The organism is Paenibacillus sp. FSL R5-0378, assembly GCF_038009285.1.
Taxonomy (GTDB): Bacteria; Bacillota; Bacilli; order Paenibacillales; family Paenibacillaceae; genus Paenibacillus_AQ; species Paenibacillus_AQ favisporus.
The window spans coordinates 4,829,572-4,854,798 of the sequence record NZ_JBBPAY010000001.1; the positions used below are offsets into that span (position 1 = coordinate 4,829,572).

The window sequence follows — 25,227 nt, forward strand, 5'->3', positions numbered from 1 at the left end:
TCACTCCCTATTATTCGGGAAGAGCAAGCTTACTCCCTTCGTTGGATGACCGATTCGTGTGACGATCATTCTTTTAACGCACCGATCAGGACACCGTGCACAAAATACTTTTGCAGAAACGGATACAGACATAATATCGGAAGTGTAGAAATGATAATTGTCGCATACTTGATCGTGATTCCGATGTCTAACCGATCTGAGGCCGCTGCATCGGTCGTCATGCTGTCCGTACTGTTGGAGATCAGAATTTCACGGAGAACCAGTTGCAGGGGAAATAACTCCCGGTCACGCAAATAAATCAATGCGCTAAAGTACGAATTCCAATGTCCGACGGCATACCACAAAATCATGACGGCTATCACGGGCATCGAGAGAGGAACAATGATCCGGCTCATGATGGTCCAGTCGTTCGCTCCGTCGATCCGCGCGGATTCCTCCAGACTTACGGGTACCGCTTGAAATGCGGTTCGCATAATGATCAAGTTAAATGAACTGACTGCCCCAGGCAAGAGAAGTGCCCAAGGCGTATCCAGCATGCCGAGACTGTTCACCAGCAGAAACGATGGAATGAGCCCCCCATTGAACACCATCGTGATCACAATCATGAACATGATGGAATTGCTGAAATAGACGTTGCGGCGAGAAAGGGCATAGGCTCCAAGTGTTGTCATGAATAAGTTGATGGCTGTACCGCCAGCGACATAAAAAATCGTGTTTCGGTAACCCGTCAGGATCATCGGATTATCCATTACGGCTTTATATGCCTCCAAGTTAAATCCTTTAGGGTAAAACAGCATGCCGCGAAATCGGGCCATTTCTGTAGGATCGCTCAAAGAGGCGAACAATACGTATAGGAACGGGTAAAGCGTGACGAAGCAAAGCAGAATCATGAAGCATGTGTTGACGCCGGAAAATATCCATTCACCCAGGCTGCGTTTGTGAAGCATACCGTTTCTCCTTTTACCATAATTTATGTTCACTCACTCGTTTGCTAATGGAATTGGCGAGTACGATCAGAACGAAGCTGATGACCGAATTGAACAGCCCCACGGCAGCGGTATAACCGAAATCGGCTCCAAGAATACCTTTTCTGTATACATAGGTGGAGATGACATCGGCCGTCTCGTAGGTTATCGGATTGTACATGAGGATAATTTTCTCGCTCCCGACGGAAAGCATGGATCCAATATTGAGGATGAACATGATCACAATGGTTGGCATAATTCCGGTTAAGGTAATATGCAAGGTCTGTTTCCATCGCCCTGCTCCGTCAATCCGGGCCGCATCATAAAGCGTCGGATCGATATTGGCAATGGATGCGAGATAGATGATCGAGCCCCATCCGATTCCCTGCCAGATCCCCGAGGAAATGTACATGAACCGAAACCATTCCGGCTCCTGCATGAAAGCAATCGGTTGAAGTCCAATCATGAGGAGAAGGTTATTCACCAGACCGTCTCGGGCAAAGAAATCGATCATCATCCCTACCACAACGACGATGGAGATAAAGTGCGGGAGGTAGCTTATCGTCTGTACGATCCGTTTAAAAAAGCCCTTCCGAATTTCATTAAGCAATAACGCAAGGATAATCGAAGCGGGAAATGCGAACAGCAATTCATAAATATTGATCAACAAGGTGTTCCGAATCAGTCTCCAAAAATAGTAATTTCCAAAAAAGCTTTTAAAATGGTCAAAACCAACCCACGGACTTCCCCAAATGCCGTCTGCAAGCCCGTAATCTTTAAAAGCAATTTGCAGACCATACATCGGTCCGTAATGAAAAACGATATAGTAGGCAATGACAGGCAGCAGTATAAGATAAATGTAGCGATTTCGGATCATGTCCCTTTTAATGATGCTCCATTTCGTGTCTGCCCGGTTCCCCGCTGCCGTCGTCACCATATTTCCCTGTACATTAGGCATGGCTTACTCCTTCTTTGAACACGGGAGAACGGCAAGCCGTAAGCTTTCCGCCTCCAGTTTAGTAGGCTTTTTAGCGGTTGTTGTAGCGTTCCAATCCGGATTGCTGCATTTTGATCGCATCGTCGAGCCCCATGCTTTTCAGGGTAGCGACATACTCATCGAACTTATTTAGCGATTCTGCGCCCATAATAAATTTCACGATCATTTCATTTTTGTAGGTGTCAACATCGTTCATGATCGAGGCATATCGGCTGTTGTCTTCCCTGGCGATCGTGATCGGAGGCATTCTCTTTTCATTCGAAGGTTCTGCCCAGACGGTTAAAGCCTCTTGCTGCTCCGGTCTGGCCGCATATTGCTCCATGTAGCGTACATCCTGCAAGAACGGACCGGCATCAGCGGACAAGACATGCTGCTTAAGGGATTGCGCAAGCGGCAATCCATCCGGATTGTTCATGACCGAGTCCGTATACTTCGGATAACCGTTCTCCATCGTATAGGAGACGCCTTCTTTACCGAAGTTCATGATCATTCGTCCTTCTTCACTATAGAAGTAATCGAGGAATTTTACAGTTTCTTTTACATGCTTGTTGCTTCCGGTAATAGCCGTGAATATGCCTACAATTTGATTGTCCATTTGACCGAATATCGGTTTATCGCCGGACTTCAATGTCGGATAAGGTGTGGCAACAAGCTTGAATTGCGGTTCCTTGGACTCCATTAAATCCATAAATCTGCCCAAGCCGCCGCCTACTGCCATCACAGCCGCACCGACCTGATTGCCTGTCATTTTGGCATCGTACATTTTGCTGTCATTGGCTGCAAAGTCTTTGTCCAGCAAGCCCTCATTGTACCAACGGTTCATGGTGGTAAGGTATTCCTTATATTCGGGTTGAACGGGGCCATATTTGACTGTATTTCCTTCATGATAAAAGCCGTTCGGGATTCCAAAAACTCCAGTAAAAGCAAGCTCGCCTGCTCCGACCATGATCGGAATTTCATCCGCCTTCCCGTTGCCGTTGGGATCTTGCTCCTTAAACGCTTTCAAAACGGTGTACCATTCGTCGATCGTTTTAGGAATAGGCAACCCCAACTTGTCCAGCCAATCTTTACGGATAACCGGGCCGTCGTGGGTTTGCAGTTTTCTAACGGGGCGGATGAACGGGAAGCCGATAATATCACCTTTGTCAGTAGATGCTTGCCTTCTCCATTCCGGGTTCTCGTCCAGCAGCTTTTTGAAGTTAGGCGCATCATCCAAATAGTCGTTTAATGGAATGATCTTACCATCCCGAATCGCTTTTTGAGCGCCTCCCGGATAGTTATTCCAAGAATACTCCACGACATCCGGCAGTGATTTCGAGGCCATCATCAAGTTGAATTGTTCCCCACCTTGGCCTTGGGCCGGGTGTTGATAATCGATGGTGACACCGGTGTTCTTTTCGATTTCTTTAATAGCGGTAATCTCTCCATAGCTTTTCATAATAGCCGCTGCGTCCTTATGCATCTCTTTCCAATACGATAAGTGGCTCAAAGGTTCGGTTGTCTCTGCGGATTTCGTACTCCCCTTTGCCGTATCCTCACTGCTGCAGCCGGCCATCGCTATGGCGGCTAGCCCCAAACATAAAACGGGTGCAAGCTTATTGATTATTTTCCTGCTCATCTGCATCAATCGTAGCTCCTCCTCAATTTAGATGTGCTTTTGCCATATTTAGCATAAAGGATGGTGGTTTCTCCCGAAATCGTACAAAATCAGAAAAGGTTTGCCGTTATTAAGATCGACTACTTGCGAAAATAAAACTGAATCGACCATATTAATGAATATAGACGAAAACGCGTTGGTTTCCTTGTCTTTTTTCGGCTGCGTAACCTGTTGTTGTCGTCGGATTTGACAGGAACATCTATCGTGAAAAAATAAAAAGCCGCAGGTGTGCGGCTTTTATCTTCATCTTAATCGTTTATGGGTTTCACATCTGGGGGATAAACCACTTTCGGGTTTTTGCTTAACTGAGCTTCAGTTCCAACAAAAAAAGATTCGACTGCCGGATACTGGAGTCCCCCTTGAGTTTCTGCCTTTGTAACTGTATGCGAATGAATGAGCTCATCTGGATCTAAACCGATCCTGTTGTTTTCTTCGTCAATATAGAAATAATCATCTGTAGTAATGCCATACCTTACATCTTCAGTAGCTGTTTTAAGAACTCCGTTTGATCCAATCTTGTATTGGTATGTACCGTCTTGCGCAATGATTTCGGACGCACTATTTTGGTGATAGATAATAAAAACCCACCCGGTATAGCCTTTAGGAATCAAATAAACATTATGGTTTTTAGGTGAGAAAGTACAAGCTGATAATAAAACAAAAGCTATACTGGCTAATAGCGCCATGCTTAATAAATATCGATTTTTCATCAGTGTCCCCACCCTTGCATAATAAGTGAAATTCGTCACATTCATCTACGTCTTTTATTATATCCGTGATCTTGATCCATTTCATCCCCCTTTTCGATTGCTTCCGCATTTGCAGGCAGGTCCATCTCAATTTCAACTGTGGTTCTTTTGTACAAAATAAAGCAGAAAGTAGGTGCAAACCGTACCTCCGTATTCTTCAACCTGGTTCCTGTCGTAACGCTGATGATTTCGGTACTGATGGGGCAGCCGGTAGGTTGGGTTCATGTCGTCGGTACCTTCATGGTCATATTGGGTGTCGTCACCGCAGTACGGACAAAACGAACGGAGCCGAGTGGAAATCATGGGCAAAAGCCAACCGTCACCGCTCCCGGCCCTCACAACTAAACTCTTCGTGAAGTTTCAAGTGCCTCAGCATGCCTGCTGCTCTGATAATCACTTAATAAACGCTGCATTTTTTCCATCGTGCCATCTTGATGAGGAACATGAATGGAAACGGTCAAATTCGGATCATGTAAATACTGAAACGAAACAAGATCAAAATTCAACTTCCCGAGATTCGGACAGTGCAGCGTCTTTGGAGCATCTATGGCATCGAGTACTTCATGATCGTCCCAAAACTCCCGAAACTCCCTGCTAACTTGAGACAAAGCCTCGAACTGTTCAGACCACCAGGGGTCGTCACCGTGACGCGCATAACCGGCATGAAAATTAGCGACAATCCGCCTGGCATGCAGTTCCCATTGTTCTCCTTTAGCGTAACGGAAGCGGGGTGACGTAAACGTCATCCATACGAAATTCCGCTCCCGATCTGACACAGCGGCCAGCTCCCCATTCAACGCGCAATAAGCTTCATTCCAGGCAATGATGTTCATACGAGCATCCATGACATTTGCCGCGGACAGGTTTTGGCTATCTAGAAAGCGTTGCAGTTCCGGTGTAACCTGAGATGTTTTCTTTGTTTCAACCAAGGGATATTGCTTACGGGCCAGATGGTACAGATGTCTGCGTTCCGATTCATCTAACCGGAGCACTTCTGCTATCCGATCAAGGACTTCTACGGATACGTTAATATGACGCCCCTGTTCCAAGTAGGTATACCAATCCAATCCCACACCTGCCAACAGAGCCACCTCTCCTCGGCGAAGTCCAGGTGTACGTCTGCGTCCGGAATCCTGTAATCCTGCTTGCTTAGGTGTTATCCTTTCTCGCCGTGAGCGTAAAAATCGAGATAATTCCTCGTATCGGTCCAATCTCTTTGACATAATCCCCATGCCCCCTACTATATTCATGAACGTAGGATTCCCAATCCTACGATAACCAGATCTCTTCCTAGCCTCTTCAGGTTTCATTAAACTCAGTTTATGTCCTCCATAGGAGGAAAAGCAAGAATGGATAAGACAGTGGTCGCCCCAACCTGTTCTTTTCCATTCGAACCAATCTGATTGAGGTGATGACAATGAAAGTAGCCGCCATTGTCGGCAGCATCCGCAAGGAATCTTTTAATTTAAAACTAGCTTACTATATTCAACATCGTTATAAGCATCTTTTCCAATTGGATGTGTTGAATATCCGGGATCTTCCTTTTTACGATCAAGATACGGAGTCCGCTCCGCCGCAGACGGTTATCGATTTCAAGGGCAGAGTCGCTGAAGCCGACGCGGTGTTATGGGTCACTCCTGAGTATAATTCAACCATTCCAGGTGTTATGGTAAATGCGATTGACTGGTTATCCCGCGTTGACCAAGTGATGGTCGGTAAGCCCTCTTGGATCGTAGGCTCTTCCATGGGTCTGCTGGGATCGGTGAAAGCGCAGGGCCATCTACGTGATATATTGTTTTCTTCCGGCATTTCATCGCCGCTGTTACCGGGAAATGAAGTATACATTGGCCTTGTGCATGAGAAAATGAACGAGAAGGGTGAGTTGACCGATGAACCTACGATTAAGTACCTGGATCTCGTATCCGGGAATTTCGTGAAATGGGCAAAAGAACAATCCCGATTAAAGCAGCTGCAAAGTCAAGTATAAACGAGAATCTGGAGGAAAAAGATGTTTGAGCATATTGTACTATTGAAATTTAAGCCCGATGTTTCGACTGCAAAAAAAGAAGAAGCCGTCATGCAAGTTTATGACTTTAAGGGAAACATTCCGGGTATTACAGAAATTACCGCTGGAATAAACGTTACGGAGGAGAAGGAGCATATGCAGGGGTATACGCTGGGAATCCGCGTCTCTTTTGAGAATCAACAGGCTTGCCAGGACTATATTCAGCATCCCCTGCATCAAGAGTTTTTGCAGACGATTGGCCCAAATGTTGAAGGGATCATCGTTATGGACTACCCCTGGAAAGGTCAGGATTAGAAGAATACACATATTTTGTTATTAAAAAAAGCCGCAGTTATGCGGCTTTTAAAATGGCTTAACGACCATGAGCACCAATACGGCAATCATCAGCAGCATGGCTGCCATCTCGATGGGCACGATCTTTTTTAACTGCAGTCCGAATTCGGCGGGTATGTCATTACTTTGGTCTTGACGCTCAGAAATGGTTTTTCTGATCTTTTTCATACGCGGCTCGATCCATCCGTCGATCAGTCCAACCATAAGCAGCGCTAAGAGAATGGATACATTCAGCCACATTTGGGATAACCCCATCTTGGTGATGATCATAAGCCCAACCCCGGTCAGAATAAGTCCGGTTCCGCCAATTTTAGGCATGATGGCCAGTTTGGCCGTTATACCTAATACAAAGTGCAGCTGGCCGACCGTTCTGGCGGATCTCCGAATGATGGGCGTTACGAAAGCGGGGCCGATAAAAGCGATCGAAGACAATATATGCAAAACGAGCAGGAATCCAAATAGACCCATCATCCCATCATCCCCTCCTCCTCAGCTCACTGCAATATTGCTTTGATAGGCTAGACCGACCCTTTTTCTTTTAAACGATCCGTCGAGTTCAAGATGGTCTAACATACACATGACGACATCGTCATAAGCCACATTCAGTTCTTGAAATCTGCTGAACAAGTGACCGGCTACCTCTGCTTCGGAAAAGTCCTTGATCGTCTCCTGCATCGGAACGGGCAAGATCTCCGTTGTGACATGCAGATGAGCAGAATCTGCATGCTCTCTCGAATCTGTCATGGTTCCCGGACACATCATGGTCCAATCGAGGTCCGTCCGCTGCAGCCTTTCGAAATTCCGGTTATGATTTTTATACTCAGGCGGAAAGCCGGGTAAATTGTTGCCGATCCAATCAGTATATGGAATATCCAGCAGGCCGGCTCCTCCCATAACCCATACCCGCCCGGAGAAACTAGGCTCCAATTCACACTGGCTTACAATGTTATCGACGATACGGACAAACTCTTCTCCCTGCCCCGCATGGCCGGCTGCAATAATAGCGGCGTCTTGATCCACAAGTGCCTCACGAACGCTCACCGGGTCCATCGTATCGTCCACGATCACTCTTACATGCTGAGCGGAATGCTCACCCAGCTGATCGTAAAGTTTCTCAGCATTTCGCACAAATGCGGTCATTTCATGCCCCATTTGTATCCCTTGTGCCAACACTCTTTTCCCTGTATTCCCCGTCGCTCCAAAAACAATGATTTTCATCGTTATGTCCTCCTCTTCATGGGTCCCAATATTTGGTTAGCTCAAGCTTAGCATCGCTTCAAAAGGATGTTAAGAACCCACTTTAAAGTAGGGGACTTACTTAAAAGTAAGTATGACGGAAAGGGATACCATGCTTTTTTTCAGTAGTGTGACTGCAGGGAAGCAAAAAGCTGCCCGGAAATCCCGTAGCAGCTTTTATTTGGAGTGGATTGAATTCGTGTACAAGTTCATTAATTCCGCTTTATGACGCCGGCTCTTCATACTTCCGCTTATTATGATTCTCTCCCCAAGCACACATGACTTCCGCAACAGGAATCAAGGTTTGACCGTATTTACTAAGGGAATATTCTACTCTTGGAGGGACTGTCGGGTAAACCGTTCGATCGACTACGCCTTCTCGTTCCAAATCCCGGAGATGTTGTGCAAGCATTTTTTGCGAAACATCAGGGATAAGCTTTTCCAGATCGCTGAATCGCTTTGTAGAATCAATCAAAAGCCATAAAATCATCGGCTTCCATTTGCCACTTAATACATGAATGATGGTCTCAATCGGACATTCACGCTGATGAATCATTGATGAATCATCCCCTTACCTGTAAGTAAGTACATTAACTACAATGAACATAACAAAATTTTACATTAGCCTCTACAATCAAGTCAATCCATAACCGTCTGAACCGTATTGGCACCTCCCATCCCGAGTACTTCACGGTGTCCAAGCATTCCTGCATGAAGCGGAATACCTTATAATATCCACTTCAAGTTAGGAGCTGATATCATGAGCCGTTTTCCGGATGTGGTCATTATCGTCAGAAGCAAAAAAAATTTTGCCAACATCGGCAAAGTACGTATTATAGGTAGCGCGTCCCCTTGCCTCAGTACTTTAAAAGTAGGCGCACCCGTAAAAGATGCGGTGCTCTGTCTGCTTAAAAACGGGTTTGTCATTACGGAACAGAAAAACATTGGTGTTTTCTTCCGTATTCGATAAATGATGTCCGGCAGTGGTGCCTGGGCGCAAGCAAAAACCCCCTATTGTCACCAATAAATAAGCAGCAGCCAAGGACGAGAAAACAATAATCCAGACTGCTGCTGTTTTATTAAAAGCCCGCGTCAGTGCCATCCGTAATCTACGATTACCTGGTAGACCGCAGCCCAGAAGCCGAGAATAAAAATGTATGCAATGTTCCGTCTTAATGGAGGGTTTGCTGAAATTCGCGACGGAGAAAAGGATGGTGATTACTAATTTACGCCCGCTTTTTATACGCCCTCATCGCAAAGACATAAGCGACGAGCATAATGCCGACGCACCACGCCAGAGCGATCCAGATATCATTGCCTACCGGTTGATTGGACAATAGTGCACGGATGGTTTCAACAATAGAGGTGACCGGCTGGTTTTCGGCAAAAGCGCGAACGACCTTCGGCATCGAATCGGTCGGCACAAAGGCCGAGCTGATAAATGGCAGGAAGATCAGCGGATAGGAAAATGCGCTGGCCCCTTCGACCGATTTTCCGGACAATCCGGCAATCGCTGCGACCCATGTCAAAGCCAGTGTAAACAGCAAGAGTATACCGGTTACAGCGAGCCATGGCAGAACCCCTGCCGAGGAACGAAAGCCCATGATGAGCGCTACGAGTATGATGACGACAAGAGAAATCATATTGGATACCAGCGAGGTCAGCACATGCCCCCACAGCACGGCGGAACGCGAAATCGGCATGGAGTGGAACCGCTCAATGATGCCCCGCTGCTTATCCATAAACAGGCGGTAAGCCGTATAGGATATCCCGCTCGCAATCGCAATCAGCAGGATGCCGGGCAGCAGGTAGTTCACATAGTTTTCCGTTCCGGTGTGAATTGCGCCGCCAAACACATAGACAAACAGCAGCATCATCGCAATCGGTGTGATGCAGACCGTAATGATGGTGTCCATGCTGCGGAATATATGACGCATGGAACGTCCAAGCATAACGCCCATATCGCTAAAAAAGTGATTTTTGACTGTCTCCATTTACATAGCCTCCTTCTTTCCAACGATTGCGAGGAATATCTCTTCTAATGTCGGCTGTTTTTCTACATACTCCACCTTTGCGGATGGGAACAGCTTTTTCAGCTCAGAGAGCGTGCCGCTCGCAATAATCCGGCCTTCATGCAGAATGGCTATACGGTCGGCGAGCTGCTCAGCTTCCTCCAAATATTGCGTGGTCAGGAAGATCGTCGTGCCACCGCCGGCAAGTTCCTTGACGGTTTTCCAAACTTCGATACGGGCCTCTGGGTCAAGTCCGGTAGTCGGCTCGTCGAGGAAGATGATCTGCGGATTGCCCACAAGGCTCAAAGCGATGTCGAGCCTGCGGCGCATCCCTCCCGAATAAGTAGATGCCTTGCGGTCAGCGGCGTCCGTCAAGCCGAAGCGTTGCAGCATACTATCCGCGACCTGGCGCGGATTTTTGAGGTGCCGCAGCTTGGCGATCATAATCAGATTTTCCCGTCCCGTCAATATTTCGTCCACGGCGGCAAACTGTCCAGTCAGGCTGATCGATTGTCGTACCCGGTCGGGCTTTGATGCGACGTCACAGCCGTTTACGGTGGCGGTCCCCCCGTCCGGTTTGAGGAGCGTGGTGAGGATTCTGACCATCGTCGTCTTGCCCGCCCCGTTGGAGCCAAGCAGGGCGAAAATCTCACCTCGCCCCACTTCAAGATCGACGCCTTTTAGAACTTCTGTGTCCTTAAAAGATTTTCGCAGACCTTTCACTTCAATTGGTTTTTCCATTCGGATATCCCTCTTTTACTTTGTTTTATCCGTTGCCTTTTTTATGGCCTTGTTACTTTCTCGGGCAACCGCTTCCTGGTAGATGTCAGCGTAAGTTTTTGAATCTTTGATGAGATCGTCGCAGAAAGCCGCTACATCTCTTCCCGTCACTTCGAGCACGCCTTTCCCCACAGCTGCGCCCTCTTCAAAAAGATCGACGATTCCCGAGAGTAAGCCGGTCCCTTCGGTTAGCTCAACAGGGCCTACTTTAAAGAGATATTTTTGAATCTCCTTATACACAATCTGATAATCCCGCGGGAGCGCTTTGACTCGCGCCACGTGCGCCCGCCACTCTTTTTTGCCTTCGATGATATCTCGTATACTCATGTGATCCTCCTCCTATTTGCCTAATTTTTTGGCGATATTATGGTTGAGCTGCTCGCGCCACTTGTCACGAAAAGACTTTGCCCCTTCTTCGCCGGCCAGCGCTGAACAGAAGCCTTGGATATCGTCACCCAAAACCTCTTGAACACTCTGGCCGTCCGCCGCAGTTTCTTCAAGCAGGCCTAGCACACCGTCAAGAATCGGCATGAGGTTGCGGCCGGTGAAGTCGGAATGCACCCAAAGGTTGGCATTTATTTTTTTCCACGCCGCTTGATAATCGGCAGGCAGCTTTTGGGCCCGCGATTCAAAAGCTTTCATTTCTTTGGTCATGTCGCTGCCGGTGATTTTTTCCCAAAAATTCATTTTTTCTTCTCCTTTAACTCGTTTATTTTGGACGATACAAACTCCCATTTTCCCCAGAACTTCTTCAGCTCCTCACGCCCTGCGTCGTTGATCGCGAAAAACTTTCGCGGCGGTCCCATGTCGGAGGGTTTCTTGGTGATCTCCACCAACTTGTTTTTTTCAAGCCGGATCAGAATGGTGTATACCGTTCCTTCCACAACATCTGTGAAGCCGAGGGCGTTCAGCTGCCGCGTAATTTCGTAGCCGTAGGTTTCTTGGCGGCTTATGATTTCAAGGACGCAGCCCTCAAGCACGCCTTTAAGCATTTCCGTTAAATTTTCCAACACAATCGCTCCTTGCTATTCTGTGAGACTGGTATGAAGTAATACTTACTACCGCTATAAAGTAACACGTAGTAGCTGGTATTGTCAACGCGTTTCCCGACGCATTATCAAAAATAGGCTTACATTTGATTTTCCATCACAAGCTGTGAAGCCTCTTATTGTCGGGTATTCCGGATGCTGAAACAACGTCCTGTAACCCAGGCATTGTTAAAAACAAAAAAAGCCGCAGTTATGCGGCTATTCTCTGTGTATGTTCTTGTCGTCTTACATTTTTTGAATCCAGACTACAAAAAACTACTTTGCAGCACTGTCCCTGGCGTCTCTGATTCTGACATTGGTACTGTACAATGCCGAATCGCTGGACACCTTAAACGAAGGATATGCTCGGTCCGCTTCCAGCTTCAACACGTTGTCGAATAAGCTTTCCTGCTGCCTGTCGACCAGAAAAGTAAATTTTTCTACTGTAACCTTAATATCGGTGTCAAGCGGCTGCTCAAGAATCTCGATGGCCAGCACCCCGTTACACCCGCAGTCCTCGGTATCATAAAAAAGCTTAAAAAAACCGGGACGTCCTGCTAAGCTTTGCGCTAATTTTTCTTCCGGATAGGAATCCATTAATATATTCACATTTGACCTCCTGCTTGCACTGCTGTTCATGTTCTCGTCGTCTTACAATGTACCATGAGATGATGTGAATTTCTATGGCCGTCTGTTGTCAGAATAGACTTTGTGAGCATTTCTTTCTGATTGCGCAAATCCATCACATGATGTATATTGTTTTTACATTGACATTACTGCAGGTCTAAAAAAGGAGGAGCCATGTCACCTCGTACCAAAGAACAGAATGACGCGATCCGCGAGATGCGGATGAACCAAATCATGCAGGCAGCGGCGGAAGTATATTTGGAGAAGGGTATCCAATTGGAAATACGCGATGTTGCGGTCAAGGCTGAGCTCGGCTACGGAACCGTGTATCATTACTACAAAAATAAGCACATGCTTTTGGAAGATTTATTATGGGATGCCCTGTATCGAACGGAGTCGGCAGTACAGCCCGTTTTGACCGGAGACGGCAACAGTTTGCATAAAGCGGAATCGTTCTCCAGGCTGCTCTTGAAGGAATGCATTCAAGATCCCTCCGTCTTTATATTGCTTAAGACGGTTGCGGATAATTTTCATCACTTCCCTGGTAACCGGTTTATCAAGCTGTCTGACCATTTTCAGGAGCGGATCTATATGCCGTTTGCGGAAATGATCCGTGAAGGAATCGGTTCCAAGTCATCGGAGAAGACAGCTAATCTGATATTTGGCTCGCTGGTTGGCTGTGCAGCATTGAACATCCACCACAATATGCGCAACGAGATGGATGTCGAAGGCATCGTTGACGTGATTTTTTCAGGCATACAGGCAAAGGAGAGATAAACGGAATGATCACCCTGAAATCGAAAGCGGAAATTGAACAAATGAGAAAAGCCGGCCGAATTGTCGCTGCTTTTCATCAAGCCATTGCGGGAATGATCCGGCCGGGAGTCACAACACTCGACATTGAGTTGTTCGCTGTGCGGTTCCTGAAGGAGAATAACGCCAGGGCTTATACGGTCGGCTACAACGGATATCCGTATGCGATTTGTGCGTCTGTCAACGACGTCATTGCGCACGGTTTTCCAAGCCCTAAGCCGCTCAAGGAAGGCGACATCGTCACCATCGATATCGTCGCAGAAGCGGATGGCTGGATCGGCGATTCGGCTTGGAGCTATGCAGTTGGCGAGGTATCGGAAGAAGCCCGTAATTTAATGCGGGTAACGAAGGAGTGCTTATACCTTGGTATCGAAAAGGCCGTCGTCGGAAACCGGATCGGCGATGTGATGCACGCGGTTCAAAGCCATGCGGAGCGCAACGGATACTCGGTGGTTCGGGATCTGCTCGGTCACGGCGTGGGACGGGAGATGCACGAGGAACCTAATTATCCCCATGTAGGGAAGCCGGGCAAAGGGTTCCGCTTGAAGGAAGGAATGGTTATGACGATTGAGCCGATGATCAATGCCGGAAAAGCATTCATGACGGTTGATGCCGACGGATGGACTGCCAGAACTGCCGACGGCTCACTTTCTGCGCAGTACGAGCATACGATCGCCATCACTGCGGATGGACCGATCATATTGACCGAGCAAAAGAATTAGATTCAACAAAACCCTGCCAGCACATAGCCGGCAGGGTTTTCGTCTTTCTTAATGATCGCCCTTCCCCTTTCATCGTAATTGTAAAACGCACCATCTCAGCAAGATGATCTCAAAGTTTTTTATAAATAGGGCTTTAACAATGATTCAGTGGCATTCCATAACAGCCTTTGCGTGTTGGAATCCCCGCTGGGATGCACTGGAGTGATCGCTTTCCCGGAACCGACATTAAAATACCCGCCAGTAACGCCCCGATACCTTGAATCCGAGACCAATTGAACGATGATCCCCGCACCTCTCCGCGGATCCCCAATTTTTAAAAATGGCAATGCTTTCTCGAGAATTGACGAAAACGCTAGCTCACGTCCCAGACCCGTTACGTTGAAACCGGGATTCAGCGCATTCACCGTGATGCTTGTTCCTTCCAACCGCCGCGACATTTCACCCGTAAACATGATATTCAACAGCTTCGTCTTACCATAGATTTTGGAGGAACCCCATCGCGAAAACTCCGCGGTGTCCGTAAGGTCTTGGGGCAGCTTAAGTTCCCCGTGATGGCGGGAGGCTTCGGAAGCTACATTAATAATTCTTGCTTGCTCAGCATTCTTCAGTGAAGGAAGCAGCAGATGCGTCAGCAGCCACGGCGCTAAATAGTTGACCGCTACCATCTCCGGGTATCCATCCTTGGTAATACGTTGCTCGAAACCATGCAAGCCCGCATTGTTTACCAATACATCAATTTTAGGATAAGCAGAGCGTATTTCATCCCCTACCTGTCTGACTTGGTCCATGAGTGAAAGATCACCGAAAAAAAAGTCCACCTTTGCGTTGGGGGCATGCTGGCTAAGTATATCTCTCGTTATTTCCGCTGCCCTTTCGCTCCTCGCCGTTAATATGAGATGGGCGCCTTGCTTAGCCAGGCTAATGGCTGCCAATTGTCCTAAGCCTCTCGTCGCCCCTGTTATCGCAATAATTGGCTCTGACATGATTCATTCCTCCCCGATTCCTTCCTTGGATGCATTGAACTTGATGAGTGCTTATATCTTTCATATAATTGATATATCTCAACTATATTTATTTATTTGATATATGTCAACTATTTTGGAATCGATGGGAGTTTATTATGGACAACAACAATCACGAAACCGGGAGAGCGCAGCTGGAACTTCATCTTGGTCAGCAGTTAAATGCCCTGTTAAGCGCATCCCATGCCCTTCACGTAAAAACGGCGGCTGTATTTGATCCGAATTTGCAGCCCGCTGCGTTTCTGCTGGTTCGATGGCTTCTAGCCTACGGTCCGTCCAGCGCTACCTCATTGGCTGATTCCTTGGCTATGGACCGCAGCTCCGTAAGCAGACTCGTCGCCCAGCTCAAAAAAGCAGGTTATGTTCATAGTGAACCTGACCCCCATGATCGCCGCGGCGTCGTGCTGTCTGTAACTGATTTGGGACGCGACAAAGCCGTTCTGGCCATGAATGAAAAAGGAGCTGAATTTTATGACCGCATTTCGGGCTGGGACGACTCCAGCCTGGAGGCTTTTATTCAGATGCTTAAGCGCTTTAATGGTTTGTAAAATAGAACGCTCAACAAAAAAAAATCACCGGCATGCGTGCCGGTGATTTTCAACCTCAGATGGTACCCTCATACGGGCAATCATCCACTGATATACTCAACCATTTTCTTATGCAGTTCCAATTCAGAACATTGAAAAATTCCGTTAAAATCATGCGGATAACGGATCACTTTGTTTAATGTATCCATTCCATATTGCTCAACAACAAATTCGACGAACATATAGGAGAACTGGAATCCTTTCATCGTTTCAAAATCCCAAGTATCGTTATTTAACTCATCAAATGACGGGATCGCCAAATTGCGGATGGCATCTTCTGTCGAGCCTTTAATAAAGTCTTGAGTCATTTGTTTCGCTTCGTATCCGCCTATCCCCTGCCTTATCCATTTCGGAGCCGCTGGATTAATTTCATTGATTAACCACATGGTGAACAGATGGACCGTGCTTTTCAGAATGGATTGATACGTATGCTCAGGTCCTGGATTCAACGGTGATACGATTTTAAGAATATGTCCTTCATATGTGCCCATAAACCATTTGGGTGCATCGGCTTCGCCTACAGCTCGATGAAACGTTGGAAGATCCGGGTATATTTCAATCACTATCTTTTGCGATGGATGGTGGTTGTATTTTGTCGAGATACGCTCTACATTATTGCTGAGTTCAGCAAACAAATCTTGTTGAACCTTTTTCAAACGTTTGCTCGTGCTATCACTGCCACCCTTATCTACAAAGGAAATCAAATCTTGAATAGACATGATGGTAATTTCCCCCCATTCTTTCAATTCCTTTTTTAGTCTTTCCAGTGATCTGTACAATCTGTTCTTTACGGCACTCTCACGCATTCCAACGATTTTGGAGATTTCAGATAAGGTACAATCCACAAAAAAACGTAGTGAAATTATTTCTTGGTCAACCTCATCTAATTCTTTTAGCGCAGCCCCAATATCCATCCGAAAATCAACAAATTTTGTAAACTCTAGGGAGATCGACTGAGACTCATACTCTGTAAAATCAAAAGGAGATTCTTTTTTTCGTGACAACCTCCGGTATTCGTTTTTGACCGTATTCTGAGCAATCTTAAATATCCACGTGAACAAATTAGAGCTGCCTTTAAAGCTCTGAATGTTTTCGACAGCTTTCAAAAATACCTGTTGAGTCAAGTCATCCGCAACCATCGGGTTTAATTTCAGCGAGAAATAGTTGCGGATTCTTTGACGATACTGCTCATACGCCCTTTCAAAGCTTTTGATGATCGCCTGTTCATCCGGATAAACAGGTTTTGTGTCGTGAGCTCCTGACATGATGAGAACCTCCTCTTGATTTACAATGAATTAGACACCAGAGGGAGCCAAAAAGCCACGTACATTACAAAAAAATATTATGTAATTACATCGCTATATCTTTTACAGCTTAAATCAGCTCTCAATAGTACATGATCTCTTTCCTATACAAAAGAAAATAGGCCACCGATGATATCGAAAGCCTATTTTCAGCACCATTCATTCTACATTATAGGAATGACATCGTCACCGAATCACCTATTCTTCCTCGAACAATTTCTCTCCGCGATGGAGCCGCCATGCAATTTTCGCTGTATGAGGCAGCTCACGGGAAGTCGGAGCATGCGCTGCCAAATAACGGGTAGCTGCAAGGATCAGCGTTTCGCACGCCTTCTCAGCAAACGGCCCAGACTCGGATGCCCAACGGTCATATTCCGCTACGGCTGCCTCGTACATCTGGAAGGAGTGGAATTCCGCATCCTCTCGCAGCAGTGCATGACCCAGGACGTTGAATAATGGCTCCGGCTTACCGCCGCTGTGCAGGTAACGGATCACCCATGCCGCAGCCGGCGCCACTTGCTGCTGCTTATCGAGAATCTCCAACAGTTCCAAGGGCTGCGGCACTTCTTCGCTCGCGCTAACTTCACTTGGTCTCGGGGCAGCCGGGATATTCAAAAACCGGTCGAGGTAAATGGTAACCGCCGTATGAAAAATCCCCCGAACCAGCCCTGGATCGGCGGAACGAATCAAGCCTTCATGAACCGCGTGAGCATGCGTGAACGTGTGCAGTACCGAAATCCAGTCTCCGAAATCGTTATGGATATGGAAGCGGACGATCCGTTCAGCCGCAGCCAATGCGGCAATTTGTGATATACGCACCGGAGAGGCGCCACCGAGCAAAGCCTCCTTTAACAAGCGAATCGTCCGAAGCGGATCGTCTCCGAGCAGCGCTTGAAGCAGTTCCTCCTCGCCAATGCCGGGGCCCCCTTTTCCAGATGAAATTCCCTTACTGGATAACTCCTCGAACGCTTCCTTCAACGGCTGAACCAAATTGACTGGAGATTGCCAGCTATGAAGCTCCTCACTGCGCGATGCGTTCCCAAACATCGGAACGAGCGAAGCGAGGACATCCGCACGCTGTTCGTGTCCGACATACTTCAAGCTCTCAAAAGCTTTATTGTGGAAATCCAGTGTGTGGCCTCCATTAATATAAAAATGGTCCGTTGCCGCCATGCTCATCATGGAGAATAACCGGCTCTCATCCGCCCCCGCCTGAACGGCGGTCAGAAGCACCCGTTCCGCGCCGCGCGTATCCCGAACCTCGATGCACTCGCAGTACCACTCTGTTAACCGTTCAATGGAGACGTCTGTATTCGGAAGCGGATCGAGCAAGAAGCGCGTTCCGCTTCCGGCTGAATCGCGCGCCGTGTGCAGCAATCCTTGAAACAACGCAAGGATCTGGCCTTGCTTATCCAGCTTAGGCAGAATGTTGGTCATCGCAGTCAGAATCGTTAATCCGGAGCCCCATCCTTCCCTGCGCTGTTTGACTCCAAATTCGATCCCGACCGCCGCGATTTCCTTCCCCGGAACGCCCGCCTCCATTAATCCGACGATGGCCTTAGCGATGACAAGACCGATATTTTGCTCAAGTCCGCTTAGAAGCCGATCCTTATACAGTTGTACTTGATTGCCGTTTCGGGAGCTTGGATTGACCCAAATCAATCCGTCATGAACGGTAAGATCGTGTACAGGAACATCGTCCGCCCAAGGGTCGAGCGTTCCCCCGCTGCATACATCAAACCTTGCATGATGCCAGTGGCATGTCAAAATTCCATTGCACAGACTGCCCATATGGAGAGGAAAACCGAGGTGTGGACATCGGTTATCAAGCGCATGCACTTGATCCTCGTGATAAAAAACAACGATGCCCCCTTTGATCAGCTTCGGCCCTTGATTTCGAAGCTCTTCTACCGAACCCGCCTGAATCCAACCATTCATGAAAACGCCTCCATTTTTGAATTCATTTGCTTTCCTTGTATACAGATTATATGATTCCAAACACTTATTAAACATTTTTATTTAAAAAGTTGATAAATTTTTTACTATTTTGATTTCAGATAACCTACATGCTCTTGTCCTCTGATGCTGCTCTCTTAGCTTGCAACACCAGAACAAAAAGACCAGTTTCACAGCGTGAACTGTGAACTGGTCTTTCTTCATACCCTGATCTTAACAAGCAATTTATCGTTCTCAGGCTCACTTAAAACTTTGCAGTACCTTGAAAGTTCTTTTCGGTCAATTCCTACCCTTTCAAGACGGCAGATGTTTGCTTCAGCGACTGATCCGCCAAGATAACCAGACGCTCCACCGAGCCGTCCTTCAAGTCAGGGGTAAATACGCTCAGGAACTGACAGGAGCTGTCCTGGACAGGGAAAAGATATGTCGACAATTAGATGCTTTCCTTAGCTCATGATTAAAAGTTTTAAATCTTTTTCAAAACAAGGGGTCCCATCTCTTTCAGCGTAGTACGTCCCCACTGCTCGATGAGCTTGCAATAGCTTTCGGCGTCATACATCTGCGCCGCCACGTCAGCGATCGTCATGGTCCAATATATTTTGGGGAGAGGCTGCGCATCCAATGGCCTTCGAATCCCCTTCGTGCTTCCGGGTCCTTTGGCCATATCTTGGCGAATCAACTCCGTAGCGTAGCCTTCCTCCAAATGCTTCTGTAATGCGGATTGGACCCAAGCGTACATCTCATCGCTATAACCTTGGTGTTGGACCATGTAGGAGGCAACGGTGAGAAAGTGAACCCGTCCATAGCTGGGATCGTTGAATTCAAGTGCCAAAAATTCGTTGAAAATCGATTCGCAGGTAATCCCCTGCGGCAGAACGGCGTTGCATAAAACACAAGTATTCGGCATGTATTTTTCTCCTCATCCACTCGCATTAATAACCCCTTAATGTTAAGCGTCTTTCTAATCCTTATTTTTTCAAATCATATTATTAGATGCCGCTGACTTCTTCCTTCTCCGTAATCATAAACCTTCACCTTGCGAGAGAGTCAATAGCTAATGCGTGTAGACAGCTCAAAAATAGATGCTCCATTTTCGGCGGCATTCATTTTCTGAAGTGTTAAAATTGTGCAAAGCCTCAAGCAAGATGAAAAAAGCGTTAAGGAGGAGTAGCATGATATCGGCTGACTTGAAACATACGTATGATCAGGTGCTAATCGAAAAAAATCCTGGCTGCTGGACCATGGGAGGAACAATTCCAACGAGGAGGTGCCTTTATGATCACACGTGGGAAATCGGGTAAATGGTCCGTATTGTTTGTCGTCACGCTAGTGTCCTTTATCACGAATCTGGATGCGACGATTGTGGTCAATGGTCTCCCACCACTCATGGAGGATTTGCATCTTTCGCTGGAACTTGGAATGTGGACGCTTACCTCGTTCTACATCACAAGTACTGTATTTTTGCTTCCTTCCGGCCGTTGGTCAGACATGTTTGGAACGAAACGGATTTTTCTATGGGGATTTGCTTTATTCACTATAGCTACCGCTCTTTGTGGTATGGCAGGTTCCGGTACGATGTTGATCCTCGCTCGTCTGCTGCAAGGAGCAGGGGCCGCTATGGCGATGGCAGCATCCACCCCGATTCTGATGCGGACCTTTCCTCCCCAAGAACTTGGAAGAGCCCTTGGCATCAACAACATCGCATGGGTGACCGGTTCTCTTCTCGGCCCTGTTGTCGGAGGGGCACTCATCGGCGGGTTCGGCTGGCGCTCCATGTTCTACGTTATCGTTCCGCTCGGAATCTTGGGCTTGATCGCCGGATTTTTTATTTTAAGAGAATCTGCGGAATTGCAAAAAGCTAGGACGGACTGGCCAGGCTTACTTACCTATGGGACAGGATTAACCGCTCTTCTCATTGTCTTGTCCGAAGCGCAATCCTGGGGTTGGGCAACGATGATAACACTTGGGCTGCTCGCGCTTGGAATTCTCCTTTGGACCGCATTCGTTTTCATTGAGAAAAAAGTCCGACACCCTTTGTTTGATCTAGGTCTCCTCGGCTATCGGGATTATACAATTGGGCTTGGAATCACGGCGAGCTATTGCATCGGTTATTTTGCTGTTTCCATTCTATTGACACTGTATTTGCAAGGTGCTCAACACCTCAGTCCCTTGGAAGCAGGGCTCATGTTGATCCCTTTATCCGTACCCCAACTGTTCACGGCTCCATTAGGAGGCAAACTTGCGGACCGTTTCGGCCCGGCAAGAATGATATTGCTCGGTTCGTTTCTAATCGTTCTTTCCATCCTATTACTCGGACAGCTCGGCCCCGAGATGTCGAGAGCAGCTGTCATCATTCCGCTTATGATTATATCTGCAGCAACCGGGCTCTCCTGGCCATCGCTTGCGAAAGCAGTGCTGTCAGCGGCTCCACAAAATCAAGCCGGACCTGCATCAGGAGTGTTCTGGACCGTTTACAATATGTGCCGTGCGATCAGCCAAGCGCTTGTTCTCGTCATCATTCAATGGGTGGCGAAGTCCGACGTTGCTTCTCATTTGTTGTCGGGGGCCCAGAATCATAACATGAGTTCATCAAGGGATGCCCTTATTCATGCGACGAATGTTGGTTTTCGGTTGTTCGCAGCCTTTCTTGCACTCGCCATCCTGCTTGGACTGTTTTTACTGGGCACGCAAAGAAAACGGCAAGGGATTCGCCCGATTAAAAATTCGGAAAAGATAGAGTTTGAATGATCGCAAATACAAGGAAATACAAAAAGAAAAGTAAAGAACCGGATCCCTTCCCTAGGAGAATCCGGTTCTTGTAATCGTAAACAAAGCCCACCGATTAGCCCTATAACAACATATAGAAACACCCATTATGCTTTAGGTTTTACGGCTCGTGTTGCAATAAAGCTGTTCGTATAGCGGTCCAAGAGCTTTTCCCCTCCGAAGGTATCTTCGCAAAACCCGGCAATGACAAAACCGGCATCGATTTGACCCTCCAATTGCTGCTCCAACGTGTGACCGAATTCAAGTGGTATTCCATTCTTTGCAATCTCTTCTCTAGTTTTATACAAGTTATGCAAGAAATTATGTATAATCACATGGGGCGATATCACTGAAACGGAGGTGGTTGTGACAACTAAAAGAGTCATTGGAGTCATCATTGTTATTGCAATAGCGTTTATATTTTTTGATTATATTCATAAGTCTGATCCAGAAAAGACCCTAGATTTCTACCTTAGAAGTCTAAAACAATTACATATCGAAGAAGCTTATCAATGTATTGTTTTTGAAAATGGATTTGCTGAGCCATTCGAAAGTTATAAACGAAATGCGATTTCAAACCAAATCGTGAGCTACTCCATTAAAAAGTTCTTTGTTTTAGGAAAAGATAGTTACGTTGCCTTAGTTGCATTAACCGGGCAAAATAAACCAAGCCCCAGAGATATTACTTTCACGCTGAAAAAGTTTAATGGCAAATGGAAAATACTCTTCCCCTCCTATAAAAGTCCAAATATTCTCTACTAAGCCGTCTCCATTTTGACGATAGGATCATTTCAATCCCCCCTATACGCTAAAAAGTCATAAACACAATGATGTGTTTATGACTTTTTGGTTCTCTTCAACTGGCTGTTTGCTCCCAAAATGGAGCCAAATTGACGGATAAAACCTCAACAACCTCTTCAAACATCGTTTCCACTGAGTGATCTTGAGGGTTCCGGCTCCACAGTAAAACCGTTCCGAACATGCCCCAACTGATAACGAGTGCTGCAGCTTCTAATTTTTCTGGCGAAAAGCCCTGTATATCCATTTCATTGACCCGTTTAAGCAGGAGTCGATGAAGATCCTGATGTATCACATTTTCAAGCATCGCTTCAAACGGTTTGTCTCCCGGCGTACTACATTGTTGAAACCGCAAAAGAAACTCGAATAGGGTTTGAAGAAGGGTTCGCAAATTGTTCGCACTGCATCTTGTTTCTTCCGGCAGTCTATCCCTAATTGCCATCTGGAATTTTTCCTTCATCCAATATTCAAGAAAGTCATATTTGTCCTGAAAATGAGCATAAAATGTTGTTCGATTTACAGCTGCTTGTTTCGTGATATCTTGCACAGATATGGAGTAGAGGTTTCTCTTTTTCTCTACCAAATCGTTAAATGCCTGCACGAACAATTGACGGGTTCTTATAACACGCGGATCTTCGGGATTTACAGACATGTGTACCCCCTCTTTCTCTTGAACTCAAATAACAGACAAAAGGACAACTATGTTGGGAACAGGACAAAAACAGCGATTTGCAGGTTGTTCGCACGGGCTCATTCCTTTTTACTAAACTTATACGATTATGATTGCACATGCAAAATCGTATGGCAAGAAACGCTTAATCTGATTTGCAGACGAAAGGATGAGTTAGAAATGATTGTCGTTACTGGAGCGAATGGAAAATTGGGCCGTAAGGTCGTAGAGGAACTTCTGAAGCGTCTTCCTGCCGGGGATGTTGGTGTCAGTGTCCGGGATGTGGACAAGGTTCGTGATCTACAAGAACGCGGAGTCCGTGTTCGGCAAGGAAATTTCGAAGATTCCGAAAGTCTTCTTTACGCTTTTGAGGAAGCATCTCAAGTTCTCATGATCTCGTCCCACTCCCTGGGAGAAGCTGCTGTTCGTCAGCATCAAACCGCAATCGACGCGGCAAAGAAGGCTGGAGTTGGTCGACTGCTGTATACAAGCCAAATGTTTTCATCGGCAACATCACACTTTTCTCCCATGAACGTTCATGCTGCTACAGAAGAGATGCTACAATCTTCAGGAATGGCATTTACGTCGCTCCGAAACGGATTTTATGCCGCATCAGCGATCATGTGGATGGGTGATGCCTTGGAAACAGGCGAATTGATTGCTCCCGAAGATGGTCCAGTCGCCTGGACCACCCATTCCGACCTGGCTGAAGCCGCAGCGGTCATCCTGACAGAGCAGAGATATGACGGTATCACTCCTCCCCTTACGGCTTCTGAAGCGATGGACATGAGTGGAATCGCATCGATAGCTTCCAAGGCTTTGGATCGACCCATTCGGCGAATTGTCGTGTCGGATGATGAATATCGGATCCACTTGGTGTCCCGGGGACTGCCGAAAGCGATGGTCGACATGCTTACGGGGATGTTTCAGGCAAGTCGACTCGGAGATTTTTCGCAAACCAATCCCGCATTGGAACATCTGATTGGCAGATCCCCAGTAAATTTTTCGGATTTTTTAAAAGACAGTTTAATTAACGCTTAAATGATAAACCTCGGATAAGGGCTGTCCACTTTGGATGGCCTGATCCGTTCTTGACCATTTAATTTTCCTTTGCTCCATTTTTTTGTCTATAATAGACAATCGCCGACATGTAGTAAAACCTCCTTCTTGTATATAGTATAATGACAAAGAGGTGACAGTATGATGTCACCATTTATAAATCAACGATCTAAAAGAAGGAGTACATATGGAAAAGGTTGAGAGATTAATATCGATCATCATGATCCTGCTGAAAAAGGATGTCGTTTCAACCACAGAATTCGCACAATTGTTCAACGTTACCAAAAGAACGATTCTGCGTGATATGGAAACATTGAGTGTATCCAACATCCCCATCTATTCGGTCAACGGAGTTCATGGCGGCTACGGTATTATGGACGAGTATAAGGTTGATAAACGCCTTTTAAGCAGCACCGATTTGGAGAATATTTTAACGGCACTCAGTGGATTGGAACAAATTCTGATCAGCGAAGAAGTGGATGTGACTATAAAAAAAATAGAGGCCATGGTTAGCCCGTTGGCTCCCAAAAGTTCAGTTCAGCTGTCATTTTATGATTGGGAGGGCAGGTCTGAAATTCGTCAAACCTTGAAGAAGTGTCAGGAAGCAATATTAGCAAGACGGTTGATTTCATTTGAGTATATTGATAAAAACGGCATGATCACGGACAGAATGGTCGAGCCGTATCAGCTTCATTTTAGCGAAACGAGTTGGTATTTGAAAGGATTCTGTCTGCATCGCATGAGGTATAGAACGTTTAAATTATCCCGGATCGACCAGCTTCAAGTGGATGAAAAAACGTTTAACCCTAGAGATTATTCCTTAGATCATGAATATGAGTCAAGTTACCAACCGGAACTGGTCGCTGTAAGAGCGTTGATTTTGCCCAGCGTAAAGGATCAATTCATTGAAAGGTATGGCCGTAAAAGTATTGAAAATTATAGTTCTGACTTATTCTTGGCAACCATCCACGTTCCTCAAAGCCACATCGGATTTCAATTTTTAGCAAGCTTCGGCACAAACCTAAAAGTCGTGGAGCCCCCATCGTATGCTGAACAATTTCGAAATTATTTACTTGACATGGTGAATCAATATTCCTAAATGGCCGCCAAAAGGAGACGA

General features: G+C 46.5%; 31 protein-coding genes. 11 read left to right on the plus strand and 20 right to left on the minus strand.

The window, feature by feature from the left end; all coding sequences use genetic code 11:
* Positions 1-65: 65 nt before the first annotated feature.
* The 4 genes from MKY74_RS22345 to MKY74_RS22360 all read right to left on the minus strand — a co-directional run bounded on the left by MKY74_RS22345 (position 66) and on the right by MKY74_RS22360 (position 4,329).
* A complete protein-coding gene (locus MKY74_RS22345; RefSeq protein ID WP_076164814.1) occupies positions 66-947 on the minus strand; it encodes a carbohydrate ABC transporter permease in 882 nt (293 codons plus the stop codon).
* Between the two features lie 13 nt (positions 948-960).
* Positions 961-1,923, minus strand: a complete 963-nt coding sequence (locus MKY74_RS22350) for an ABC transporter permease (RefSeq protein WP_076164812.1) — start codon at positions 1,921-1,923, stop codon at positions 961-963.
* A 70-nt stretch (positions 1,924-1,993) separates the two neighbouring features.
* Entirely contained in the window at positions 1,994-3,586 is a 1,593-nt protein-coding gene (locus tag MKY74_RS22355; RefSeq protein ID WP_076164810.1) for an extracellular solute-binding protein, read from the minus strand.
* Between the two features lie 281 nt (positions 3,587-3,867).
* Positions 3,868-4,329, minus strand: coding sequence for a DUF6843 domain-containing protein (locus tag MKY74_RS22360; RefSeq protein ID WP_076164807.1), 462 nt, complete (start codon positions 4,327-4,329; stop codon positions 3,868-3,870).
* A 129-nt stretch (positions 4,330-4,458) separates the two neighbouring features.
* Here MKY74_RS22360 and MKY74_RS35740 point away from each other — a divergent pair, with 129 nt between their 5' ends.
* Complete coding sequence (locus MKY74_RS35740) at positions 4,459-4,713, plus strand: EamA family transporter (protein WP_445671808.1); 255 nt, start codon at positions 4,459-4,461, stop codon at positions 4,711-4,713.
* Here MKY74_RS35740 and MKY74_RS22365 read toward each other — a convergent pair.
* Complete coding sequence (locus MKY74_RS22365; RefSeq protein ID WP_076169244.1) at positions 4,710-5,618, minus strand: helix-turn-helix transcriptional regulator; 909 nt, start codon at positions 5,616-5,618, stop codon at positions 4,710-4,712. The genes MKY74_RS35740 and MKY74_RS22365 overlap by 4 nt on opposite strands.
* Positions 5,619-5,785: 167 nt before the next feature.
* Here MKY74_RS22365 and MKY74_RS22370 point away from each other — a divergent pair, with 167 nt between their 5' ends.
* Together MKY74_RS22370 and MKY74_RS22375 are read left to right on the plus strand one after the other, a co-directional pair.
* Complete coding sequence (locus MKY74_RS22370; protein ID WP_076164802.1) at positions 5,786-6,355, plus strand: NADPH-dependent FMN reductase; 570 nt, start codon at positions 5,786-5,788, stop codon at positions 6,353-6,355.
* Positions 6,356-6,376: 21 nt separating this feature from the next.
* Positions 6,377-6,688, plus strand: a complete 312-nt coding sequence (locus MKY74_RS22375; RefSeq protein WP_076164800.1) for a Dabb family protein — start codon at positions 6,377-6,379, stop codon at positions 6,686-6,688.
* Between the two features lie 48 nt (positions 6,689-6,736).
* On the opposite strand, the gene MKY74_RS22380 is transcribed toward MKY74_RS22375, so the two are convergent.
* The 3 genes from MKY74_RS22380 to MKY74_RS22390 all read right to left on the minus strand — a co-directional run bounded on the left by MKY74_RS22380 (position 6,737) and on the right by MKY74_RS22390 (position 8,519).
* Positions 6,737-7,195, minus strand: a complete 459-nt coding sequence (locus MKY74_RS22380) for a DUF2269 family protein (RefSeq protein WP_076169243.1) — start codon at positions 7,193-7,195, stop codon at positions 6,737-6,739.
* Positions 7,196-7,216: 21 nt separating this feature from the next.
* Positions 7,217-7,945, minus strand: coding sequence for an NAD(P)-dependent oxidoreductase (locus tag MKY74_RS22385; RefSeq protein ID WP_076164798.1), 729 nt, complete (start codon positions 7,943-7,945; stop codon positions 7,217-7,219).
* Positions 7,946-8,186: 241 nt separating this feature from the next.
* Positions 8,187-8,519 carry a winged helix-turn-helix transcriptional regulator gene (locus tag MKY74_RS22390; RefSeq protein ID WP_076164796.1) on the minus strand — a complete coding sequence of 111 codons (333 nt, stop codon included), beginning with the start codon at positions 8,517-8,519 and terminating at the stop codon, positions 8,187-8,189.
* A 204-nt stretch (positions 8,520-8,723) separates the two neighbouring features.
* Between MKY74_RS22390 and MKY74_RS22395 the strand changes: the two genes are divergently transcribed.
* Positions 8,724-8,933, plus strand: coding sequence for a hypothetical protein (locus tag MKY74_RS22395; protein WP_076164794.1), 210 nt, complete (start codon positions 8,724-8,726; stop codon positions 8,931-8,933).
* Positions 8,934-9,189: 256 nt separating this feature from the next.
* On the opposite strand, the gene MKY74_RS22400 is transcribed toward MKY74_RS22395, so the two are convergent.
* The 6 genes from MKY74_RS22400 to MKY74_RS22425 form a co-directional block, all read right to left on the minus strand.
* Positions 9,190-9,957, minus strand: coding sequence for an ABC transporter permease (locus tag MKY74_RS22400; protein WP_076164792.1), 768 nt, complete (start codon positions 9,955-9,957; stop codon positions 9,190-9,192).
* Positions 9,958-10,716: an ABC transporter ATP-binding protein gene (locus tag MKY74_RS22405; protein WP_076164790.1), complete on the minus strand. Its 759-nt coding sequence runs from the start codon at positions 10,714-10,716 to the stop codon at positions 9,958-9,960. It abuts the gene before it with no gap.
* Positions 10,717-10,731: 15 nt separating this feature from the next.
* Positions 10,732-11,082 carry a DUF1048 domain-containing protein gene (locus MKY74_RS22410; RefSeq protein ID WP_076164788.1) on the minus strand — a complete coding sequence of 117 codons (351 nt, stop codon included), beginning with the start codon at positions 11,080-11,082 and terminating at the stop codon, positions 10,732-10,734.
* Positions 11,083-11,094: 12 nt separating this feature from the next.
* Positions 11,095-11,442 (minus strand): DUF1048 domain-containing protein, encoded by a 348-nt coding sequence (locus tag MKY74_RS22415; protein WP_076164786.1) that lies wholly within the window; start codon positions 11,440-11,442, stop codon positions 11,095-11,097.
* Entirely contained in the window at positions 11,439-11,747 is a 309-nt protein-coding gene (locus MKY74_RS22420; RefSeq protein WP_279628451.1) for a PadR family transcriptional regulator, read from the minus strand. The genes MKY74_RS22415 and MKY74_RS22420 overlap by 4 nt, the downstream gene beginning before the upstream one ends.
* Positions 11,748-12,059: 312 nt before the next feature.
* Positions 12,060-12,392, minus strand: a complete 333-nt coding sequence (locus MKY74_RS22425; protein ID WP_244169126.1) for an iron-sulfur cluster biosynthesis family protein — start codon at positions 12,390-12,392, stop codon at positions 12,060-12,062.
* 192 nt (positions 12,393-12,584) lie between these two features.
* Here MKY74_RS22425 and MKY74_RS22430 point away from each other — a divergent pair, with 192 nt between their 5' ends.
* Entirely contained in the window at positions 12,585-13,187 is a 603-nt protein-coding gene (locus MKY74_RS22430; protein WP_076164779.1) for a TetR/AcrR family transcriptional regulator, read from the plus strand.
* A gap of 5 nt (positions 13,188-13,192) precedes the next feature.
* The gene (map, locus tag MKY74_RS22435; protein WP_076164778.1) at positions 13,193-13,945 is read left to right on the plus strand and encodes a type I methionyl aminopeptidase; all 753 of its coding nucleotides are present in this window, start codon (positions 13,193-13,195) and stop codon (positions 13,943-13,945) included.
* Positions 13,946-14,064: 119 nt separating this feature from the next.
* Here the strand turns inward: map and MKY74_RS22440 are convergent, their stop codons facing one another.
* Positions 14,065-14,931, minus strand: coding sequence for an SDR family NAD(P)-dependent oxidoreductase (locus MKY74_RS22440; protein WP_432206596.1), 867 nt, complete (start codon positions 14,929-14,931; stop codon positions 14,065-14,067).
* 134 nt (positions 14,932-15,065) lie between these two features.
* On the opposite strand from MKY74_RS22440, the gene MKY74_RS22445 reads away from it, so the two are divergent.
* Positions 15,066-15,515, plus strand: coding sequence for a MarR family winged helix-turn-helix transcriptional regulator (locus tag MKY74_RS22445; RefSeq protein ID WP_076164774.1), 450 nt, complete (start codon positions 15,066-15,068; stop codon positions 15,513-15,515).
* A gap of 80 nt (positions 15,516-15,595) precedes the next feature.
* On the opposite strand, the gene MKY74_RS22450 is transcribed toward MKY74_RS22445, so the two are convergent.
* The 4 genes from MKY74_RS22450 to MKY74_RS22465 all read right to left on the minus strand — a co-directional run bounded on the left by MKY74_RS22450 (position 15,596) and on the right by MKY74_RS22465 (position 19,721).
* Positions 15,596-16,819 carry an RNA polymerase sigma factor gene (locus MKY74_RS22450; RefSeq protein WP_076164771.1) on the minus strand — a complete coding sequence of 408 codons (1,224 nt, stop codon included), beginning with the start codon at positions 16,817-16,819 and terminating at the stop codon, positions 15,596-15,598.
* Between the two features lie 237 nt (positions 16,820-17,056).
* Entirely contained in the window at positions 17,057-18,796 is a 1,740-nt protein-coding gene (locus MKY74_RS22455; protein ID WP_076164769.1) for a Rieske (2Fe-2S) protein, read from the minus strand.
* A gap of 304 nt (positions 18,797-19,100) precedes the next feature.
* The gene (locus MKY74_RS22460; protein WP_167372808.1) at positions 19,101-19,247 is read right to left on the minus strand and encodes a hypothetical protein; all 147 of its coding nucleotides are present in this window, start codon (positions 19,245-19,247) and stop codon (positions 19,101-19,103) included.
* A 33-nt stretch (positions 19,248-19,280) separates the two neighbouring features.
* On the minus strand, positions 19,281-19,721 hold the full coding sequence (locus tag MKY74_RS22465; protein WP_076164767.1) for a DUF5946 family protein: 441 nt from the start codon (positions 19,719-19,721) through the stop codon (positions 19,281-19,283).
* Between the two features lie 368 nt (positions 19,722-20,089).
* Here MKY74_RS22465 and MKY74_RS22470 point away from each other — a divergent pair, with 368 nt between their 5' ends.
* Both MKY74_RS22470 and MKY74_RS22475 read left to right on the plus strand, forming a co-directional pair.
* Positions 20,090-21,562: an MFS transporter gene (locus MKY74_RS22470; RefSeq protein ID WP_084203658.1), complete on the plus strand. Its 1,473-nt coding sequence runs from the start codon at positions 20,090-20,092 to the stop codon at positions 21,560-21,562.
* Positions 21,563-21,946: 384 nt separating this feature from the next.
* A complete protein-coding gene (locus MKY74_RS22475) occupies positions 21,947-22,342 on the plus strand; it encodes a hypothetical protein (RefSeq protein ID WP_076164765.1) in 396 nt (131 codons plus the stop codon).
* Positions 22,343-22,436: 94 nt separating this feature from the next.
* Here MKY74_RS22475 and MKY74_RS22480 read toward each other — a convergent pair whose 3' ends face one another.
* On the minus strand, positions 22,437-23,030 hold the full coding sequence (locus MKY74_RS22480) for a TetR family transcriptional regulator (protein ID WP_076164763.1): 594 nt from the start codon (positions 23,028-23,030) through the stop codon (positions 22,437-22,439).
* A gap of 198 nt (positions 23,031-23,228) precedes the next feature.
* On the opposite strand from MKY74_RS22480, the gene MKY74_RS22485 reads away from it, so the two are divergent.
* Both MKY74_RS22485 and MKY74_RS22490 read left to right on the plus strand, forming a co-directional pair.
* Positions 23,229-24,089, plus strand: coding sequence for an SDR family oxidoreductase (locus tag MKY74_RS22485; RefSeq protein ID WP_076164761.1), 861 nt, complete (start codon positions 23,229-23,231; stop codon positions 24,087-24,089).
* 205 nt (positions 24,090-24,294) lie between these two features.
* The gene (locus tag MKY74_RS22490; RefSeq protein WP_076164759.1) at positions 24,295-25,206 is read left to right on the plus strand and encodes a helix-turn-helix transcriptional regulator; all 912 of its coding nucleotides are present in this window, start codon (positions 24,295-24,297) and stop codon (positions 25,204-25,206) included.
* The last annotated feature ends 21 nt before the right edge of the window (positions 25,207-25,227 follow it).